Origin of the sequence: Geodermatophilus bullaregiensis, assembly GCF_016907675.1 — a bacterium.
Classification (GTDB): domain Bacteria; phylum Actinomycetota; class Actinomycetes; order Mycobacteriales; family Geodermatophilaceae; genus Geodermatophilus; species Geodermatophilus bullaregiensis.
In genome coordinates this window covers 4138440-4156168 of the sequence record NZ_JAFBCJ010000001.1, presented here as the reverse complement: position 1 = coordinate 4156168, position 17729 = coordinate 4138440, and the positions used below count along the sequence as shown (strand labels likewise).

The window sequence follows — 17729 nt, the reverse complement described above, 5'->3', positions numbered from 1 at the left end:
GGTGACGGTGGCGTCCAGCACGACGCGCGGTGGTCCTGTCCCGCGGAGGCGCCGCGGGTCGCCGTCGACCTCCAGGACGACCTCGACGGTGCGGCCGGCCCCGACCTCGGCCAGCGGGGAGACCGCACGGGCGGCGCCCCGGACGGCGGTCACGGTCGCGGTGGTGGCGAGCGCGGCCAGCACCGCGAGCAGCACGAGCGCCGCGCCCCGGTGCCGGCGCCGGTACGGGTGCCGCCGCTGCGCTGCGGCGGCGAGGACGGCGACCAGCACGGCCGCGCCCGCGAGACCGGCCAGCGCCGGTGGCGGGAGCACCCCGCCGGCCAAGGTGACCAGCCAGACGGTGGCGGCGACCGGCACCAGGCGCAGGTCCAGCCACGTCCACCGGCCCTCCGGAGGAGCGCTCACACCCGGACCAGGTCGGCGAGCTCGGCGTAGATGGCCGGCCCGATGCCGGGGACGTCGTCGAGCTGCTCGACGCTGGTGAACCGGCCGTGCTCCGTGCGGTGGTCGACGATCCGCTGGGCGAGCACCGGGCCGATGCCGGGCAGGGCGTCGAGGTCGGCGACGGTCGCCGCGTTGAGGTCGACCGGCCCGCCCGGGGCGCCTCCTCCACTCGTCCCGGACACCGGTGCGGCCACCGCACCCGGCACCCCGACGGCGACCTGCTGTCCGTCGGTGACGACCGCGGCGAGGTTGACCGACGCGGGGTCGGCCTCCGGGAGCAGGCCGCCGGCCGCGGCCACGGCGTCGGCCACGCGGGCGCCCTCGGGCAGGGTCACCAGGCCGGGGGTCACCACCAGCCCGACCACCGAGACCACCACGCCGGCCCGGGCCCCGGACACCTCACCCACCGCCGGGGACGCCGCGGGTGCGCCGTCCGTGGGCACCGCACCGTCCGTCGTGGCTGCGCCGCCGGTCGTGGCCTCGGCCGCGGTGTCCGCGGGCGGCGGCGCCGGCTGCACGGTCGGCCGGTCGAGCCAGGTCCAGCCGGCGACGGCCAGCGCGGTGACCAGGCCGGCCGCCCACAGCGCCCAGCTCCCCCGGCGCCCCGGGTCGACCCGCACCGTCCGCTCCGGTGCCCGGTGGCGACCCAGGCCGTGCGGGAGCCGGTCGCGCGGGTCCTCGTCGCGCGGCTCGTCGACGTCGACGTCGCCGTGGTCGTGGCGGTCGTCGCCCGGGTCGTCGACCCGGTCCGGGATCCCGGCGACCGGGCGGCGGAGGAGCGCGACGCCCGTCCTGGGCAGCTCCTCGGGCTCGTCGTCGGTGGGCAGCCAGCCGGCGGACCGGCGGCCCTCGTCGAGCAGGACCCGCAGGCGGGCCCGGATGACGTCGGCGTCGTCGTCGCGGCGGGAGGTCAGGCGCACGTGGCGGACGCTAGGCAGCCCCGGCCCGCCGGGAGCCGCCACGTGAGGAGCTGTGGACGGCGGCGGGCCCTGTGGACGGTCGCGGCCGTTTCGGACAGCACGGGGCGCAGGGTGCCTGGCGTGTCCTGCGTCCTCCGGTCAGTCCTCGCCCGGCTGCGCGTCCCCGCCCGGCTGCGCGTCCCCGCCCGGCTGCGCGTCCCCGCCCGGCTGCGCGTCCTCGTCCGGCCCGGCTCCCGCGGCGGGCGGCCGTGCCGGCGCGGGGGCGACGACGACGCCCACGGCGCCGGGGCCCACGTGCGCACCGATGACCGCGCCGAGCTCGCTGACGTAGAGCTCGCGGATGCCGGGGACGGTCTGCTGCAGGTCGGCGGCCAGGCGCTCCGCGCGCTGGGCGGCCGCGAGGTGGTGCACCGCCACGGAGGCGCCGGGACCGCCGGCGGCCTCGACCGCGCGCTGCACCAGCCGGGACAGCGCCCGCGCCGACGTGCGGACCCGCTCGAGGGGGACGACCCGGCCGTCGGCCACGTGCAGCACCGGCTTGACCGCGAGCGCGGTGCCCAGCAGGGAGGCGGCCGAGCCGATCCGCCCGCCCCGGCGGAGGTGCTCGAGGGTGTCGACGACGAAGAAGGTGCGGGTCCGGGCCGCGGTGTCGTTCGCGACCGCGGCCACCTCGGCAGCACCGGCTCCGTCGGCCGCGGCGCGGGCGGCCGCCAGCACGGCGAAGCCGGTGCCCATGGCCGTGGAGCGGGAGTCGACGACGGTGACCACGTGCTCGCCGACCTGCGCAGCGGCCAGGCGGGCGGCGTCCCAGGTGCCCGACAGCTCCGCGGACAGGTGGATGGAGACGACCCGGTCGGCGCCCTCGGCCAGCCGGCGGCGGTAGGCGGCCACGAAGTCGCCGGGGGTCGGGCGCGAGGTCGAGACCTTCTGGCCGCGGGTGCTCAGCGCCCGGGCGACGTCCTCCGGGGAGACGTCCTCGCCCTCCCGGCCGGAGTGCCCGGCGAGGACGACGTAGCAGGGCACGACCTCGATGCCGAAGCGCGTCACCACCTCGGGTGGGAGGTAGGCCGTGGAGTCGGTGACCACGGCGACGGACACCAGGGGAGGCTAGCCCGCGCCTCCTCGCCCGACGGCCACGGTGGACGGTGCGGGCTGCGGACCTGGTCTCAGAGCGCCACGTCGGCGTCCTCGGTCGGCGCCGGTGACCCCTCCTCCGGCGTGGCCCCCGCGTCGACCGGCGCCGGGACCGAGCGCGGCACCGGGCCCTCGACGCCCTGGTTCGCGCCGGCGGGGAGGGCGGCGACGGCGCAGTTGTGCCGCATCAGCCGCCACCGGGTCCCCTGCCGGACCAGCTCGCTCCACCCGCAGTTGGCCAGCGGCCCGAACACCCGGCGGTGCTGCGGGCCCAGCTCGAGCAGCGCCTCCATCAGGCGGCCGCCGGTCCCGCCGTGGGTGACCACGACCGCGACCTCGGCCGGTGGGAGGTCCGAGAGCGCCGCCAGGGCCCGTGCGGCGACGGCGGGTGCGTCCTCCCCGCCCCGACCCTCGACCGGCCGGCCGGCGAGCCAGGCCGCGTACTGCTCGGGATGGCGGGCGGAGACCTCGTCACGGGTCAGCCCCTCCCAGGCGCCCAGGTGGTGCTCGCGCAGCCGCTCGTCCAGGCGCAGCGGCACCCCGAGCAGCGCGGTGAGCACGGCCGCGGTCTCGGCGGCGCGGACCAGGTCGCTGGAGACGACGACCGTGGTGTCCGGGTCGAGCCCGCCGGCCACCAGGTGCGGTGCGGTGCGGGCGGCCTGCGCGTGCCCCTCCGCGTCCAGCGGCGGGTCGAGCTGGCCCTGGAAGCGACCGGTGGCGTTCCACTCGGTGCGCCCGTGGCGCCAGACGACCAGGCGGGGCACCGGCAGGTCGGGCGGGACCGCAGCCGTCACCGGCCGGTCGCCTCCTGTCCGCCGGAGCCGTCCTGCAGCGGATCGCCCTCCAGCACGTCGTCGTCGGCGAGCTCGTCCTCGGTGACGAGCTCACCGGTGGCCGCGCCGGACGGCCCGCCGGACGCCCCGCCGGACGCCTCGCCAGGCGTCTCGTCGGGGTCCGGGCGCAGCGGCACGGGGTCGGCGCTGCCGGGGTCGACGTCGTCGGCCGACAGCGTGCCGCCGTCCGCGGCCGGGGGTGCCGCGGCGGGAGGAGCGGCGCTGTCGACGAACGGGATGGTGGGGCAGTCCTTCCAGAGCCGCTCGAGGGCGTAGTAGGCGCGCTCCTCGGCGTGCTGCACGTGGACGACCACGTCGACGAAGTCCAGCAGCACCCAGCGGGCCTCGGCGACGCCCTCGCGCCGCACCGGCTTGACCCCGTGACCGCGCAGCCGCTCCTCGACCTCGTCGACGATCGCCTGCACCTGGCGCTCGTTGGGGGCGGCGGCCAGCACGAACGCGTCGGTGATGGCCAGCCGCTCGCTGACGTCGACGATCGAGACGTTGGTGGCGAGCTTGTCGGCGGCGGCCTGGGCGGCGAGCAGCGCGGTCTCCCGCGCCTCGGCGGAGGCGGTCATCGGGGCACCTCCTGGAGGTGGGGGGTCGGTGGGTCGGCGGGGCCGGCGTCGGCCGGGCCGGGCTCCGGCGGGTGGTCGGAGGTGGGCCGGTCCCGGCGGGGTGCGGCCGTGCGGCGGGCGCCCGGCGTCGACCGGTAGAGCCCCCGCTTCTCGATGTACTGCACCACGCCGTCGGGGACGAGGTACCAGACCGGCATCCCCCGGGCCACGCGGTCGCGGCAGTCGGTGGAGCTGATCGCCAGCGCAGGGATCTCGACCAGGCTCACCGACCCCTCGGGCAGGTGCCCGTCGGCCAGCGTGAAACCGGGCCGGGTGACCCCGACGAAGTGGGCCAGCGCGAGGAACCGGTCGCTGTCGCGCCAGCTCAGGATCTGGGCGAGCGCGTCGGCGCCGGTGATGAAGAACAGCTCGGCGTCGGGGCGCTGGGCGTGCAGCTCGGTCAGGGTGTCGATGGTGTACGTCGGGCCCTCGCGGTCGACGTCGACCCGGCTGACGGAGAACCGCGGGTTGGAGGCGGTGGCGATGACGGTCATGAGGTAGCGGTCCTCGGCGGGGCTGACCGCGCGCTCGGTCTTCTGCCAGGGCTGACCGGTGGGCACGAACACGACCTCGTCGAGGCCGAAGAGCCCCGCGACCTCGCTGGCCGCCACGAGGTGCCCGTGGTGGACGGGGTCGAACGTCCCACCCATCACACCGATCCGGCTGCCAGCCACCGATCGAGCCTAACCGTGCGGGGAGGGCCCGGTCCGCACGGTCCCGTCCGGGCGGACCCCGTCCGGGCGGACCGGAGCACGACCGGCGCTGCGGGACCGGGGCGGCGGCCGGGCGCGGTCACCCGCACCCGGCCGCCGGGACCGCCAGCCGGCCGGGACCGGCACCTCCGTGCCGCCGGTCGCGGCGATCCGGCTCCCGTCCGCGGGGACGGCCGGATCCGGCGCCACCCGGCCCGATGGGGCCGGGGCTCAGAGCGTGGTGACAAAGTCGGCCAGTTGGGCGGCGTTGCGGCACTCGACCATGTCGATGACCTCGCCGTACCGGTCGGCCGCCGAGTCACCGCTCCCCCACAGCCGCCGCGGCTCGGGGTTGAGCCAGTGCGCCGAGCGGGCCCGCTTGACCAGGTCGGTGAGCACGGGCAGCCCCGGCTGGCGGTAGTTGGTCCGCCCGTCGCCGAGCACCAGCAGCGACGTCCTCGGCCCGACCGCAGCGGGCCAGCGGTCGGCGAAGACCTCGAGGGCGTTGCCGTAGTCGCTGTGCCCGTCGAAGGCCACGACGTCGGCCTCGCGGCCGATGCGGGCGATCGCGTCGGAGACGTCGGCGCCGGGCCGGAAGAAGCGGGTCACCTCGTCGGTGGCGTCGACGAAGGCGAAGGCCCGGACGCCGGAGAAGTGCTCGCGCAGCGCCTGGGTGAGCATCAGGGTGAAGTGGCTGAACCCGGCCACCGAGCCGCTGACGTCGCAGAGCACCACCAGCTCCGGCTTGTGCACCTTGCGCGGCCGGTGGTGGGTCACCACCGGCACCCCGCCGGTGCCGAGCGAGGCCCGCACGGTCCGGCGGAAGTCCAGCCGGCCGACGCGGCCCATCCGCCGCCGCGCCGACAGCCGCGCCGCCAGCCGCCGGGCCAGCGGCGCCACCGTGCGCCGCAGCTCGGCCAGGTCGGCCTGCTGCGCGCGCAGGAAGTCGACCTGGTCGGCCAGCGGCCGCACCGCGCTCCTGGCCACCCGGTCGCGCCCGCGCTCGGCCGCCGCCCGCCGTCGCACCTCGGCGTCGACCGCGGCCCGGAAGGCGGCCAGCCGCTCGCGCACCGTCTGCCGCGCCACCTGCTCGGCCAGCCCGCCGCGCCCGCCGTCGCCGAGCAGGCCGGCCAGCAGCTGGGCGACCAGCGTGTCCGGCGACAGCGCCCGCATCACCCGGTAGCCGAAGTAGGACTGCCCCGACGGGGAGGCCGGCGCGCGGCCCAGCTGGTCGACGGCCTGCCGGGCGAAGCGGCGCAGCGCCTCGTCGTCGCCGTCCACGAGCAGCCGGGCGAGCTCGGCGCGCATCCGCTCGGCGAGGTCGCGCTCGTCCCCGCGCCCGTGCCCGTCGGGCAGGTCCAGCGTCGAGGCGTCGGCGTCCCCGGGCTCGCCGTCGGCGTCGGCGTCGGAGGAGCCGGCCGCCGGGCGGTCGGCCAGCGGCCACCACAGGTCGAACAGCACGTCGTAGGCCGGCCGCTGCGACGCCCGCTGCAGCAGCACCGCCGCCAGCCCGTGCCGCAGCTGCTCGCGCTCGAGCAGGTCGACCACGGTCAGGATCTCCGCGGCGTCCACGGCCTGGCTGATCCCCACCGGGATGCCGGCCTCCCGGACCGCCCGGACGAACCCGTCGAGGTGGCCCGCGAGCCCGCCCGGGGCGCCGACCGGCGACGCCATCAGTTGAGCCGCAGCTCGGCGGCGGCGCGGTCCTGGTCGCTGGCGTGCTTGAGCACCACGCCGAGCGTCGAGCGCACCGCGGCCTCGTCGAGGGTGTCCAGGCCCAGCTCGAGCAGGGTCTGCGCCCAGTCGAGCGTCTCGGAGATCGACGGCGACTTCTTCAGCTCCATCGCCCGCAGCGCGCGGATGGTGCGCACCAGCTGCTCGGCCAGCCCCGGCGCCAGGTCGGGCACCCGCGACAGCACGATCTCGCGCTCCCGCTCGGCCGAGGGGTAGTCCAGCGCCAGGTACAGGCAGCGCCGCTTGAGCGCCTCGGACAGCTCGCGGGTGGCGTTGGAGGTGAGGACGACGGTCGGCCGGCGGGTCGCGGTCACCGTGCCGAGCTCGGGGATGGTGACCTGGAAGTCGCTGAGCACCTCCAGCAGCAGGCCCTCCACCTCGACGTCGGCCTTGTCGGTCTCGTCGATGAGCAGCACGGTCGGCTCGGTGCGCCGGATGGCGGTGAGCAGCGGCCGGGAGAGCAGGAACTCCTCGCCGAAGACGTCGTCGTGCACGGTGTGCCAGTCGGCGTCGTCGGTGCCCTGCGCGGCCTGGATGCGCAGCAGCTGCTTCTTGTAGTTCCACTCGTAGAGCGCCCGCGACTCGTCGAGGCCCTCGTAGCACTGCAGCCGGATCAGCTCCGACCCGGTCGCGGCGGCCAGTGCCTTGGCCAGCTCCGTCTTGCCGGTCCCCGCCGGCCCCTCGACCAGCAGCGGCTTGCCGAGCCGGTCGGCCAGGAAGACCGTCGTCGCGATCTGGGTGTCGGGCAGGTAGCCGGCCGTGGCCAGCCGCTTGCCGACGTCGGCGACCGAGGAGAACTGGGGCGACTGCGACGGGGGGCGGGGCATGCGGCTCCTTGGCGGCGGGCCGGGTCAGCGGGTGTGGCCGCTGCCGGTGACGACGTAGGTGGTGGAGGTCAGCTCCGGCAGGCCCAGCGGGCCGCGGGCGTGCAGCTTCTGCGTGGAGATGCCGATCTCGGCGCCGAAGCCGAACTCGCCACCGTCGGTGAACCGCGTCGAGGCGTTGACCAGGACGGCGGCGGCGTCGACCCCGGCGGTGAACGCGGCGACCGCGCGGGTGGAGTCGGCGACGATGGCCTCGGAGTGCCCGCTCCCCCACCGCTCGATGTGGTCGAGGGCGGCCGGCAGGTCGTCGACGACCCGCACGGCCATGTCCATCGACAGGTACTCGGTGGCCCAGTCCTCGTCGGTGGCCGGGACGACGGCGTCGTGCGCGGCCCGCGCCGCCTCGTCGCCGTGCAGCGTCACGCCGGCGTCGACGAGCGCGGCCAGCAGCCGCGGCAGGAACGGCACGTCGCGGTGCACCAGCAGCGTCTCCGCGGCGTTGCACACGCTGACCCGGTGCGTCTTGGAGTTCAGCACGACCGCCTCGGCCATCGCGGCGTCGGCCGAGGCGTCCACGTAGACGTGGCAGTTGCCGACGCCGGTCTCGATCACCGGCACGGTGGCCTCGCGGACGACGCGCTGGATGAGCGAGGCGCCGCCGCGCGGGATGACCACGTCGACCAGCCCGCGGGCGCTCAGCAGCTCCCCGACGGAGGCGCGGTCGGCGGGCAGCAGCTCGACCGACCCGGCCGGCAGCCCGGCCTTCTCCGCCGCCTCGGTGAGGACGGCGACCAGCGCGGCGTTGGTGCGGTACGCCGAGGCCGAGCCGCGCAGCAGCGCCGCGTTGCCGCTCTTGAGGCACAGGCCCGCGGCGTCGACGGTCACGTTGGGACGGGCCTCGTAGACGATGCCGACCACGCCGAAGGGCACGCGGACCTGCCGCAGCTCGAGCCCGTTGGGCAGCCGGGAGCCGCGGACGACGTCGCCCACGGGGTCGGGCAGGGCCACCAGCTCGCGCAGCGCGCCGGCCACCGCGGCCACCCGGCCGGCGTCGAGGCGCAGCCGGTCGAGCACCGACGCCGGCGTCCCGTCGGCCGCCGCCGCGTCGACGTCGAGCGCGTTGGCGGCCAGCACCTCGTCGGTGCGCTCGACCAGCGCGTCGGCCATGGCGGCGAGCGCGCCGTCCTTCACGTCGGTCGGGAGGGTGCGCAGCACGCGGGCGGCGGCGCGGGCACGCGCGGCGGCGGCCCCGATCAGCGGCAGCTCGGTGACCTCGGACACGCCCCGGAGGATACGCGCCGACCCTCCCGCCGGGGCCCCGCGGCCATCGTGTGAGAATGGTTCTCATGACCACGAGCGCCCGGCGGACCGTCGCCCTCACCGCCGCATCCGCCCTCCTGCTCGCCGGCTGCGGGTCCTCGGGTGACGACGCGGCGGCCGCGGACGGGGTGGGCGTCGTCGCGGCGTTCTACCCGCTGCAGTGGGCAGCCGAGCGCGTCGGCGGCGACCGCGTCGACGTCACCTCCCTGACCCCGCCCGGCGCCGAGCCGCACGACCTGGAGCTCACGCCGCAGGACGTGGCCACCGTGGCCGGGACCGACCTGCTCGTGTACCTCGAGGGCTTCCAGCCGGCGCTCGACGACGCCGCCGCCGAGGCCGGCGACGCCGCCTGGGACGCCGGGCAGGCCGCGGACCTGTCGCTGACCGCCGAGCCGCACGGGCACGAGGGCGAGACCGAGGAGGAGCACGCCGAGCACGCGGGCGAGGAGGCGGTCGACCCGCACTTCTGGCTCGACCCGACCCGGCTGGCCGACGTCGGCGACGCCCTGGCCGACCGGCTCGCCGAGGTCGACCCCGACGGCGCGGCCACCTACGAGGAGAACGCCGCCGCGCTGCGGGCCGACCTCGAGGCGCTCGACGCCGAGGTGCAGCAGGGCCTGGCCGACTGCGCCGTCCGCACGATGGTCACCGCCCACGACGCCTTCGGGTACCTCGCCGACCGCTACGGTCTCGAGGTGGTCGGCATCACCGGCCTGAGCCCGTCGTCGGAGCCCAGCGCCGCCCAGCTGGCGGAGATCTCCGCGCTGGTCCGCGAGCAGGGGGTGACCACCGTCTACACCGAGACCCTCGTCGACCCCGCCGTCGCCGAGACCGTGGCCGGGGAGGCCGGCGTGCAGACCGCCGTGCTCGACCCGCTGGAGGGCCTGACCGACGAGTCGGCCGGTGTCGACTACCTCGAGGTCATGCGCGCCGACCTGGCCACCCTGCGCGCGGGCCAGTCCTGCACGTGACCGACGGCCACCCCAGCGGCACCGCCGACACCGCCCTCCGGCTCGACGGCGCGACCATCGGCTACGGCGACGTGGCGATCGTGCGCGACGCGCACCTGACCGTGCGGCGCGGCGAGGCGCTGGCCGTCCTCGGTGCCAACGGCTCGGGCAAGACGACGCTCTCCCGCGGCCTGCTCGGCCTGGCCGCCGTCCTCGGCGGCACCGTCGAGGTGCTCGGCGCCCCGGTCGGCCGGCTGCGCGAGCGGGGCCGGGTGGGCTACGTACCGCAGCGGCACACCGTCAGCGGCGCCATGCCGGCCACCGTGCGCGAGGTCGTCGGCGTCGGCCGGCTGCCCCGGCTCGGCCTGTTCGGCCGGCCCGGCCCGCGCGACCGGGCCGCCGTGGCCGACGCCGTCGACGCCGTCGGGCTGGCCGACCGCCTGGAGGACCCCGTGGCGGCGCTGTCCGGCGGGCAGCAGCGCCGCGTGCTCGTGGCCCGCGCACTGGCCGCCGAGCCCGAGCTGCTGGTCATGGACGAGCCGACCGCCGGGGTCGACGCCGGCAGCCAGGAGGCGCTGGCCGGCGTGCTGGCACGGGTGTCGGCACGAGGAACGACACTGGTGGTCGTGACGCACGAGACGGGGCCGCTGGCCGCGGTGCTCTCCCGCGCGGTGGTGGTCGACTCCGGCCGGCTCACCTACGACGGGCCGCTGGCCGCCGCCGAGACCCTCGCCGGCACCGGCGGGCACCACCACCCCGGCGAGGACGACGGCCCGGCCGTCCCCGGGTACCGCCTCGACCAGCCGCGCCCGGCACCCGACGCCGTCCGCGTGCGGAACGGGAGCCGCTGAGGTGGAACTGCTGCAGTACGGCTTCATGCAGCGGGCGCTGCTCGCCTCGCTCATGGTCGGCCTGGCCGCGCCCGCCGTCGGCGTCTTCCTCGTGCAGCGCCGGCTGTCGCTGCTCGGCGACGGGCTCGGGCACGTGGCGCTGACCGGCGTCGCGATCGGCATCCTCACCTCCACCGCCCCCGTGGGGACGGCGCTGGTGGCCGCCGTGCTCGGCGCGGTGCTCATCGAGCTGGTCCGCGCCCGGGGCCGCACCAGCGGCGACGTCGCCCTGGCGGTGCTCTTCTACGGCGGCATCGCCGGCGGCGTGGTGCTGCTGTCGCTGGCCCCGCGCGGGCAGGCGACCAACCTCGACGCCTACCTCTTCGGCGCGATCACCACGACGACGGCCGGTGACGTCACCGCCTTCGCCGTCATCACCGTCGTCGTCGTGGGCGTCGTGTGGCTGCTCGGCTCACGGCTCTACGCCGTCAGCGACGACGAGGAGTACGCCCGCGCGGTCGGCCTGCCGGTGCTGCCGCTCAACGTGGTGCTCGCCGCCCTCGTCGCCGCCACCGTCGTGCTGTCCATGCGGGTGGTGGGCCTGCTGCTGATCAGCGCGCTGATGATCCTGCCCAGCGCCGTCGCCCAGCTGGTCGGCCGCAGCTTCCGCCAGACGCTGTACCTGGCCTGTGCGATCGGCGTGGTGGTGAGCGTCTCGGGCACCGCGGCGTCGTACTACACGGGGACGCCGTCGGGCGGGACGATCGTGCTGCTGGCCATCGCGCTGTTCCTGCTCGTCACCACGGCGGTGGCGGTGCGCGAGGCGACCGCGCGACGGCGGCACGGCCGCCGGGTGGAGGTGCACGCCGCCCACCCGCACGAGCACGGCGAGGGCTGCGGGCACCGGGCGGTGCCGCACGGCGACCACGTCGACTACGACCACGACGGCCACCTGCACGCGCCGCACGCCACCGGCACGGGCGTGCACTACGACGAGCACAGCGAGCACGGCGGCCGACCGGTCCCGGCGCGGACGGAGCGCTCGTGAGCAGCCCGGCCGAGGTCCCCGCCCGCCGGCAGACACGGCAGCGGACGGCGGTGCTGGCGCTGCTCGACGAGCTCGACGGCTTCCGCACGGCGCAGGACCTGCACGCGCTGCTGCGCGAGCGCGGAGACGCCGTCGGCCTGGCCACCGTCTACCGGGCGCTGCAGGCGCTGGTCGACGACGGCCTGGTCGACGTGCTGCGCAGCGAGGTCGGCGAGGCGGCCTACCGCCGCTGCTCGCCGGTGCACCACCACCACCTGGTGTGCCGCTCCTGCGGGCGCACGGTGGAGGTGGCCGACCCGCCGGTGGAGCGCTGGGCCGCCCGGGTGGCCGCCGAGCACGGCTTCGCCGACGTCCAGCACCAGCTCGAGGTGTTCGGGACCTGCAGCGGTTGCGCGGCGGGGGCCGCTCAGCGGTAGGGGTCGGTGACCTCGCGCAGCCGGGTGAGCGCCGCGCGCAGCTGCGCGGTGGCCTCCTCGCCGAGGTGGGCGGTCCACTCGGCCTCCACCTCAGCCTCGACCCGCCGTGCCACGGCGACGGCGGCCAGCCCGCGCTCGGCCATCCGCACCAGCCGGGCCCGGGCGTCGGTCGGGTCGACCACGCGCCGGACGTAGCCGCTCCGCTCGAGCTGGTCGACCAGGTGCCCCGTCGTCTGCTTGGTCACCAGCGCCTGCTCGGCGAGGTCGGTGAGCCGGGTGCCGTCACGGCCGATCCGCGCGGCGATGCGGCCCTGGGCCGGCGTGAGGTCGTCGAACCCCGCCGCGGCCAGGGCAGTCAGGATGCGGGCCTCCATGGCCCGGTGCGGGTAGAAGCACAGGACGCCGAGGTTCTGGTGGTCCTCCGGGTCGGTCGTCACGGTTCCCCTTGACGGATGGTCAGATCATCTGACGGAATGGTCAGACCATCGTACTGAATCTGAGGAGGCCGCCGTGGACCTCGACGAGGTGTGGCGGACGATCGACACCGAGCGGGCAAGCCTGGCCGACCTGCTCGACGACCTCGCGCCGGACGAGTGGGAGGCGCCGTCGTCGTGCGACGCCTGGCGGGTCCGCGACGTCGCCGCCCACCTGACGCTCGCGCAGATGGGCCCAGCGGCGGCCCTGGTCTCCACCGTCCGGGCGCGCGGGAGCTTCAACCGGATGATCCGCGACACCGCCCTGCGCGTCGGCCCCCTGCCCGACGTCGAGTACGGCCACCGGATCCGCGCCATGGTCGGCTCCCGGCGCACGGCACCCTTCGTCAGCCCGCTCGAGCCGCTGATCGACGTGCTCGTGCACGGCCAGGACGTCGCCGTCCCGCTGGGCCGCGAGCGTGCGGTGCCGCCCGCCGCCGCGGCCGCCGCCGCCACCCGGGTGTGGGAGATGAGCTTCCCGTTCCGGGCACGGCGGCGGCTGGCGGGGTTCGCGCTCACCGCCACCGACTCCGGCTGGAGGGCCGGCACCGGCGCGCCGGTCGAGGGGACGACCGGCGACCTGCTGCTGCTGCTGACCGGCCGCACCGCCACGGTCGGCCGGCTCTCCGGCGAGGGCGCGGAGCTGCTGCGCTCCGGGCGGCGGCCGGGCGACCGCCGCCCGCGAGCGGTCAGTTGAGCGCGCGGGTGCCGGCCGGGAGGGTGCCGCCGCCGACCACCTCGACGACGGCGTCCTGCAGGGCGGTCAGCGCGACCCGCTGCGTGAACGGGCCCGTGGAGACGCGGGCGACGCCGAGCTCCTGCAGCTCGCGGGCGGGCAGCGAGGCGCCGGGGACGCTGATCAGCGTCAGCTTGTTGCGCCCGAGCGCCTCGACGACCGTCTCGATCTCCTCGCGGACCACCAGGCCGGGCACGAACACGACCGGTGCGCCGGCCTCCAGGTAGGCGCGGCCGCGGCGGATCGCCTCCGCGACCACCTCCGAGCGGTCGGCGTCGGTCCCGGCGCGCAGGAAGGCGTCGGTGCGGGCGTTGAGCACGAAGTCGATGCCGGCGTCCCGACCGGCGCGCAGCACCGCCTCGACGGCGGCGACGGCGTCGTCCAGCGGCTTCATCTGGTCCTCGAGGTTGCCGCCGACGACGCCCTTCTCGATGGCCCGGCGAGTGGTCTCGCCGGCGTCGCCGTAGCCGGCCTCCATGTCCATGCTCACCGGCAGGTCCACGGCGGCGGCGATCCGGCCGACCATGTCCAGGTGCAGGTCGAGCGGGATGTTCTCGCCGTCCTCGTAGCCGAAGGTCGAGGCGATGCCGTGGCTGGCGGTGGCGAGGGCGCGGACGCCGTCGGTGGCGGCGACCACCTGGGCGGAGACGACGTCCCACACGTTGGCCAGGACCAGGATCTCCGGGGCGGTGTGCAGGTCGAGGAGGGTGCGGGCGCGGGTGGCGAGGTCGGTCACGCGGACGACGCTACGGCGCTCCTCAGCGGTCGCGCAGCGCGCGGAGGGCGGCCTTGCGGGCCTCGCCGGCCAGCCGGTCGAGGAAGACCCTGCCGTCGAGGTGGTCGACCTCGTGCTGCAGGCAGCGGGCCATCAGCCCGGTGCCCGACAGCCGCAGCGGCTCGCCGTGGACGTCGAACCCCTCGACGACGGCCGACATCGCGCGGACCGTCGGCGCCCAGATGCCCGGGATGGACAGGCAGCCCTCGTCGCCGTCCTGCGTCTCCTCGGACAGCTCGACGACCCGCGGGTTGACCAGGTGGCCGATCTCGCCGTCGACGTTGTAGCTGAAGACCCGGGCGCTGACGCCGATCTGCGGCGCGGCCAGCCCGGCGCGGCCGGGGTGGTCGACGGTCTCCAGCAGGTCGCGGACCAGGGCGGCCAGTTCCCTGTCGAAGGCCCGCACCTCGTCGGCGGGCGTGCGGAGCACGGGGTCACCGAGCTCGCGGATGGGGCGGATCGTCACGCGGGCAGTCTCTCAGCCGGCCGACCGGCGCCCGACCAGCACCATCTCGTCGCGGTGCACGACCTCGCGCCGGTACTCCGGGTCCAGGTCGGGCGTGCGCCGGCCGAGCAGGCCGGGCATCTCGCGGGCGTCGTAGGCCACCAGGCCGCGGGCGACGACGGCGCCGTCCGGGCCGACCAGCTCCACCGGGTCGTCGGCGAGGAAGTCGCCGTCGACGCCGGTGATGCCGGCGGCCAGCAGCGAGGCCGACCGTTCCCGGACGGCCCGCACGGCGCCCTCGTCGAGCAGCAGCCGGCCGCGCGGCCGGCTGGCGTAGCGCAGCCAGAACTGCCGGCCCGAGGGGCGGCGGCCGTGCGGCTCGAAGAGGGTGCCGACGGACTCCCCGGCCAGCGCGGCGGCGGCCTGCGGGGTGGAGGTGACGACGACGGGGACGCCCGCGCCGGAGGCGATGAGCGCCGCCTCGACCTTGGTGGCCATCCCGCCGGTGCCCACGCCGTTGCGGCGGGCGGTGCCGAGGGTGACCGCGCCGAGGTCCGCGGGCCCGGTGACCCGGTCGAGCAGCCGGGCGGGGCCGGTGCGCGGGTCGCCGTCGTAGACGCCGTCGACGTCGGAGAGCAGCACCAGCGCGTCGGCGGCGCAGACGTGGGCGACCAGCGCGGCGAGCCGGTCGTTGTCGCCGAAGCGGATCTCCTCGGTGGCCACCGTGTCGTTCTCGTTGACGATCGGCAGCGCCCCCAGGGTGAGCAGCCGCTCGAGGGTCTGCCGGGCGTTGCGGTAGTGGCTGCGCCGGGTGAGGTCGTCGGCGGTCAGCAGCACCTGCCCGACGGTGACGCCGTGGCGGTCGAAGGCGTCGGCGTAGGTCTGCACCAGCCGCAGCTGGCCGACGCTGGCCGCGGCCTGCGCGGTGGCGAGATCGCGCGGGCGGCCCTCGACGCCGAGCGGCGCCAGCCCCGCGGCGATCGCGCCGGAGGACACCAGCAGCACCTCGCGGCCCGAGGCGCGCACCGCGGCCAGGATGTCGACCAGGGCGGTCAGCCGCGCCGGGTCCAGCCCGCCGGGCAGCGTGGTCAGTGACGAGGAGCCGACCTTGACCACCACGCGGGCGGCCCCGGACAGCTCGGGACGGGCACTCACGCGCCGTCCCCGTCGTCCGGGAGGTCCTCGTCCCCCCACGTCTCGGTGAGCTCGTAGGGCGTGCGGCGGGCCTTCTTGGCCGCCAGCCGCTCGGCGGCCCGCACGCGGTGAGGGGCGTCGATGCGGCTGTCGGTGCCGCGGCCGCCGAGGCCCGCGGTCTCCTCCGCGATCGGGCTGCCGGCGGGCAGGCTGGGCACGAAGTCGAAGCCGACGTCGCCGATGACGACCATGTCGCCCTCCTGCGCGCCCAGCCGCACGAGCTCCTCCTCCACGCCCAGCCGGTTGAGCCGGTCGGCGAGGTAGCCGACGGCCTCGTCGTTGGTGAAGTCGGTCTGCCGGACCCAGCGCTCGGGCTTGACCCCGCGGACGACGAACGCCGCGTCGTCGTCCGGGTCGCGGGTGACGGTGAAGCCGGAGTCGTCGACCGCGCGCGGCGTCAGGGTGACGCGGGCGGCCTCCGGCGCCGGCAGGGCGGCGCGGTGCTCCTCGACGACGGCGGCCAGCGCGTAGCCGAGCTCGGCCAGCCCCTCCCCCGTCGCGGCGCTGACCGGGAACACCCGCAGCCCGCGGGCCTCCAGCGACGGCCGCACCAGGTCGACCAGCTCCCGGCCGTCCGGCACGTCGATCTTGTTGAGGACGGCGATGCGCAGGCGGCCGACCAGGTCGAGCTCGTCGCCGCCGGCGGCGGCCTCGGAGTACAGGGCCAGCTCGTGCTCGAGGGCCTCGATGTCGGTCTCGGGGTCGCGGCCGGGCTCGACGGTGGCCATGTCGACGACGTGCACCAGCACCGCGCAGCGCTCGACGTGGCGGAGGAACTGCAGCCCCAGGCCCTTGCCGGTCGAGGCGCCGGGGATCAGCCCGGGCACGTCGGCCATCGTGTAGACGACGTCGCCGGACCGGATGACGCCGAGGTTGGGCACCAGCGTGGTGAACGGGTAGTCGGCGATCTTCGGCCGCGCCGCGGACATGGCGGCGATCAGCGAGGACTTGCCCGCCGAGGGGAAGCCGACCAGGCCGACGTCGGCGACGCTCTTGAGCTCGAACACCGCGTCGAAGGCCTCGCCGGGCTCGCCGAGCAGCGCGAAGCCGGGCGCCTTGCGGCGGGGGTTGGCCAGTGCGGCGTTGCCCAGGCCGCCCTTGCCGCCGGCGGCCAGCACCACCCGGGTGCCGGCGCCGACGAGGTCGGCGATGACCCGGCCGTCCGGGGTGCTCACCACCGTGCCCTCGGGCACGCGCAGCACGCGCTCCTCGCCGCGGCCGCCGTGCCGGTTGCTGCCGGCGCCCGGGCGGCCGTTGCCGGCCTTCTGGTGGGGGTGGTGGTGGAAGTCCAGCAGGGTGTGGACGTTGGGGTCCACCTCGAGGACGACGTCCCCGCCGTCCCCGCCGTTGCCGCCGTCGGGACCGCCGAGGGGCTTGTACTTCTCACGGTGCACCGACGACACGCCGTGACCGCCGTTGCCGGCGGCGACGTGCACGACGACGCGGTCGACGAACGCGGCCATCTGCTGCCTCTACCTGCTCACTGCCTGCTCAACGCCACGAGCGCACGGGCCGGCCGGCCCGTGCGCTCGTGGCGTGGTGACGTGCTGGAACGGCCCCTTGCAGGGTCCCGCCGCGAGCGTGCGAGCGGCAGGGGCGAGGGGTCCTTGCTCAGGCCCCGACCGTGGTGATCGAGACGGTCTTGCGGCCGCGCCGGGTGCCGAAGGTGACCGCACCGGGCTCGAGGGCGAACAGCGTGTCGTCGCCGCCGCGGCCGACGCCCAGGCCGGGGTGGAAGTGGGTGCCGCGCTGGCGGACGATGATCTCGCCGGCCTTGACGACCTGGCCGCCGAAGCGCTTGACGCCGAGGCGCTGGGCGTTCGAGTCGCGGCCGTTGCGGGAGGACGAGGCGCCCTTCTTGTGTGCCATGTCGTCGTCAGCCCTTCGTGATGTCGCGGACGACCACGTCGGTCAGCGGCTGACGGTGCCCCTGCCGCTTGTGGTAGCCCGTCTTGTTCTTGAACTTGTGGATGCGGATCTTCGGGCCCTTGGCGTGGCCGACGATCTCGCCGGTCACGGTCACGCCCGCGAGCGCCTGCACGTCGCTGGTCACGGTCTCGCCGTCGACCAGGAGCAGGGCCGGGAGGGTGACGGTGTCGCCCGCCTCACCGGCGAGACGGTTGACCGTGAACCGGTCGCCCACGGCCACCTTGTGCTGCCGGCCACCGGCCTTGACGACTGCGTACACCACTGACTCCTCGATCGCTGCTGTCTGTCCCGCGCTGCGTCCTGGGCGCACCCCGGCGCGGGCACCGGGTGCTGGACGGGCCGTACCGCCTCTCCGGTCCCGGGCAGGGCCCGAGCCGGGGCGGTGCAACCCGACCAGCGTACCCGAGCGGCCGGG

General features: G+C 76.5%; 20 protein-coding genes. 5 read left to right on the top strand and 15 right to left on the bottom strand.

Translation table 11 applies throughout. The annotated features are described in order from the left end of the window. Positions 1–401: 401 nt before the first annotated feature. The 8 genes from JOD57_RS19925 to JOD57_RS19890 form a co-directional block, all read right to left on the bottom strand. Positions 402–1364, bottom strand: coding sequence for a ComEA family DNA-binding protein (locus JOD57_RS19925; RefSeq protein WP_204693603.1), 963 nt, complete (start codon positions 1362–1364; stop codon positions 402–404). Positions 1365–1502: 138 nt separating this feature from the next. Beyond that, the gene (locus tag JOD57_RS19920; protein WP_204693602.1) at positions 1503–2462 is read right to left on the bottom strand and encodes a DegV family protein; all 960 of its coding nucleotides are present in this window, start codon (positions 2460–2462) and stop codon (positions 1503–1505) included. Positions 2463–2530: 68 nt separating this feature from the next. Next, on the bottom strand, positions 2531–3292 hold the full coding sequence (locus JOD57_RS19915; RefSeq protein WP_204693601.1) for a histidine phosphatase family protein: 762 nt from the start codon (positions 3290–3292) through the stop codon (positions 2531–2533). Further along, complete coding sequence (gene rsfS, locus JOD57_RS25715) at positions 3289–3909, bottom strand: ribosome silencing factor (protein WP_239568674.1); 621 nt, start codon at positions 3907–3909, stop codon at positions 3289–3291. Before rsfS ends, JOD57_RS19915 begins: the two co-directional genes overlap by 4 nt. Next, positions 3906–4622 (bottom strand): nicotinate-nucleotide adenylyltransferase, encoded by a 717-nt coding sequence (gene nadD / locus JOD57_RS19905; RefSeq protein WP_307824807.1) that lies wholly within the window; start codon positions 4620–4622, stop codon positions 3906–3908. The genes rsfS and nadD overlap by 4 nt, the downstream gene beginning before the upstream one ends. Positions 4623–4871: 249 nt before the next feature. Beyond that, a complete protein-coding gene (locus JOD57_RS19900) occupies positions 4872–6314 on the bottom strand; it encodes a vWA domain-containing protein (protein ID WP_204693600.1) in 1443 nt (480 codons plus the stop codon). Next, a complete protein-coding gene (locus JOD57_RS19895; RefSeq protein WP_204693599.1) occupies positions 6314–7201 on the bottom strand; it encodes an AAA family ATPase in 888 nt (295 codons plus the stop codon). Before JOD57_RS19895 ends, JOD57_RS19900 begins: the two co-directional genes overlap by 1 nt. 24 nt (positions 7202–7225) lie before the next feature. After that, positions 7226–8479, bottom strand: a complete 1254-nt coding sequence (locus JOD57_RS19890; RefSeq protein ID WP_204693598.1) for a glutamate-5-semialdehyde dehydrogenase — start codon at positions 8477–8479, stop codon at positions 7226–7228. 65 nt (positions 8480–8544) lie between these two features. Here JOD57_RS19890 and JOD57_RS19885 point away from each other — a divergent pair, with 65 nt between their 5' ends. The 4 genes from JOD57_RS19885 to JOD57_RS19870 are packed head-to-tail and all read left to right on the top strand — an operon-like array spanning position 8545 to position 11762. Next, positions 8545–9489, top strand: a complete 945-nt coding sequence (locus JOD57_RS19885; protein WP_239568672.1) for a metal ABC transporter substrate-binding protein — start codon at positions 8545–8547, stop codon at positions 9487–9489. Next, positions 9486–10319: a metal ABC transporter ATP-binding protein gene (locus JOD57_RS19880; protein ID WP_204693596.1), complete on the top strand. Its 834-nt coding sequence runs from the start codon at positions 9486–9488 to the stop codon at positions 10317–10319. Before JOD57_RS19885 ends, JOD57_RS19880 begins: the two co-directional genes overlap by 4 nt. A 1-nt stretch (position 10320) precedes the next feature. Further along, positions 10321–11346, top strand: coding sequence for an iron chelate uptake ABC transporter family permease subunit (locus JOD57_RS19875; protein WP_204693595.1), 1026 nt, complete (start codon positions 10321–10323; stop codon positions 11344–11346). Then, on the top strand, positions 11343–11762 hold the full coding sequence (locus JOD57_RS19870; RefSeq protein ID WP_204693594.1) for a Fur family transcriptional regulator: 420 nt from the start codon (positions 11343–11345) through the stop codon (positions 11760–11762). The genes JOD57_RS19875 and JOD57_RS19870 overlap by 4 nt, the downstream gene beginning before the upstream one ends. Here the strand turns inward: JOD57_RS19870 and JOD57_RS19865 are convergent. Beyond that, complete coding sequence (locus JOD57_RS19865; RefSeq protein WP_307824806.1) at positions 11753–12199, bottom strand: MarR family winged helix-turn-helix transcriptional regulator; 447 nt, start codon at positions 12197–12199, stop codon at positions 11753–11755. The two genes, JOD57_RS19870 and JOD57_RS19865, sit on opposite strands and share 10 nt — an antisense overlap. A gap of 73 nt (positions 12200–12272) precedes the next feature. On the opposite strand from JOD57_RS19865, the gene JOD57_RS19860 reads away from it, so the two are divergent. Beyond that, on the top strand, positions 12273–12932 hold the full coding sequence (locus tag JOD57_RS19860) for a maleylpyruvate isomerase family mycothiol-dependent enzyme (protein ID WP_204693593.1): 660 nt from the start codon (positions 12273–12275) through the stop codon (positions 12930–12932). On the opposite strand, the gene JOD57_RS19855 is transcribed toward JOD57_RS19860, so the two are convergent. The 6 genes from JOD57_RS19855 to rplU form a co-directional block, all read right to left on the bottom strand. After that, positions 12925–13707, bottom strand: a complete 783-nt coding sequence (locus JOD57_RS19855) for an isocitrate lyase/PEP mutase family protein (protein ID WP_204693592.1) — start codon at positions 13705–13707, stop codon at positions 12925–12927. The genes JOD57_RS19860 and JOD57_RS19855 overlap by 8 nt on opposite strands. Positions 13708–13729: 22 nt before the next feature. After that, positions 13730–14212, bottom strand: coding sequence for a peptide deformylase (gene def / locus JOD57_RS19850; protein ID WP_204693591.1), 483 nt, complete (start codon positions 14210–14212; stop codon positions 13730–13732). Between the two features lie 12 nt (positions 14213–14224). Continuing rightward, positions 14225–15346 (bottom strand): glutamate 5-kinase, encoded by a 1122-nt coding sequence (gene proB, locus JOD57_RS19845; protein ID WP_204693590.1) that lies wholly within the window; start codon positions 15344–15346, stop codon positions 14225–14227. Next, a complete protein-coding gene (obgE, locus tag JOD57_RS19840; protein ID WP_204693589.1) occupies positions 15343–16848 on the bottom strand; it encodes a GTPase ObgE in 1506 nt (501 codons plus the stop codon). The genes proB and obgE overlap by 4 nt, the downstream gene beginning before the upstream one ends. 148 nt (positions 16849–16996) lie before the next feature. Continuing rightward, on the bottom strand, positions 16997–17254 hold the full coding sequence (gene rpmA / locus JOD57_RS19835; protein WP_204693588.1) for a 50S ribosomal protein L27: 258 nt from the start codon (positions 17252–17254) through the stop codon (positions 16997–16999). A 7-nt stretch (positions 17255–17261) separates the two neighbouring features. Next, positions 17262–17573 carry a 50S ribosomal protein L21 gene (gene rplU / locus JOD57_RS19830; protein ID WP_204693587.1) on the bottom strand — a complete coding sequence of 104 codons (312 nt, stop codon included), beginning with the start codon at positions 17571–17573 and terminating at the stop codon, positions 17262–17264. Positions 17574–17729: the final 156 nt, after the last annotated feature.

Excerpts from the sequence above, each read along its gene's own strand:
- JOD57_RS19885 (WP_239568672.1), top strand. The coding sequence starts at position 8,545 with ATGACCACGAGCGCCCGGCGGACCGTCGCCCTCACCGCCGCATCCGCC.
- rsfS (WP_239568674.1), bottom strand. The coding sequence starts at position 3,909 with ATGACCGCCTCCGCCGAGGCGCGGGAGACCGCGCTGCTCGCCGCCCAG.
- obgE (WP_204693589.1), bottom strand. The coding sequence starts at position 16,848 with ATGGCCGCGTTCGTCGACCGCGTCGTCGTGCACGTCGCCGCCGGCAAC.
- rpmA (WP_204693588.1), bottom strand. The coding sequence starts at position 17,254 with ATGGCACACAAGAAGGGCGCCTCGTCCTCCCGCAACGGCCGCGACTCG.
- JOD57_RS19895 (WP_204693599.1), bottom strand. The coding sequence starts at position 7,201 with ATGCCCCGCCCCCCGTCGCAGTCGCCCCAGTTCTCCTCGGTCGCCGAC.
- JOD57_RS19900 (WP_204693600.1), bottom strand. The coding sequence starts at position 6,314 with ATGGCGTCGCCGGTCGGCGCCCCGGGCGGGCTCGCGGGCCACCTCGAC.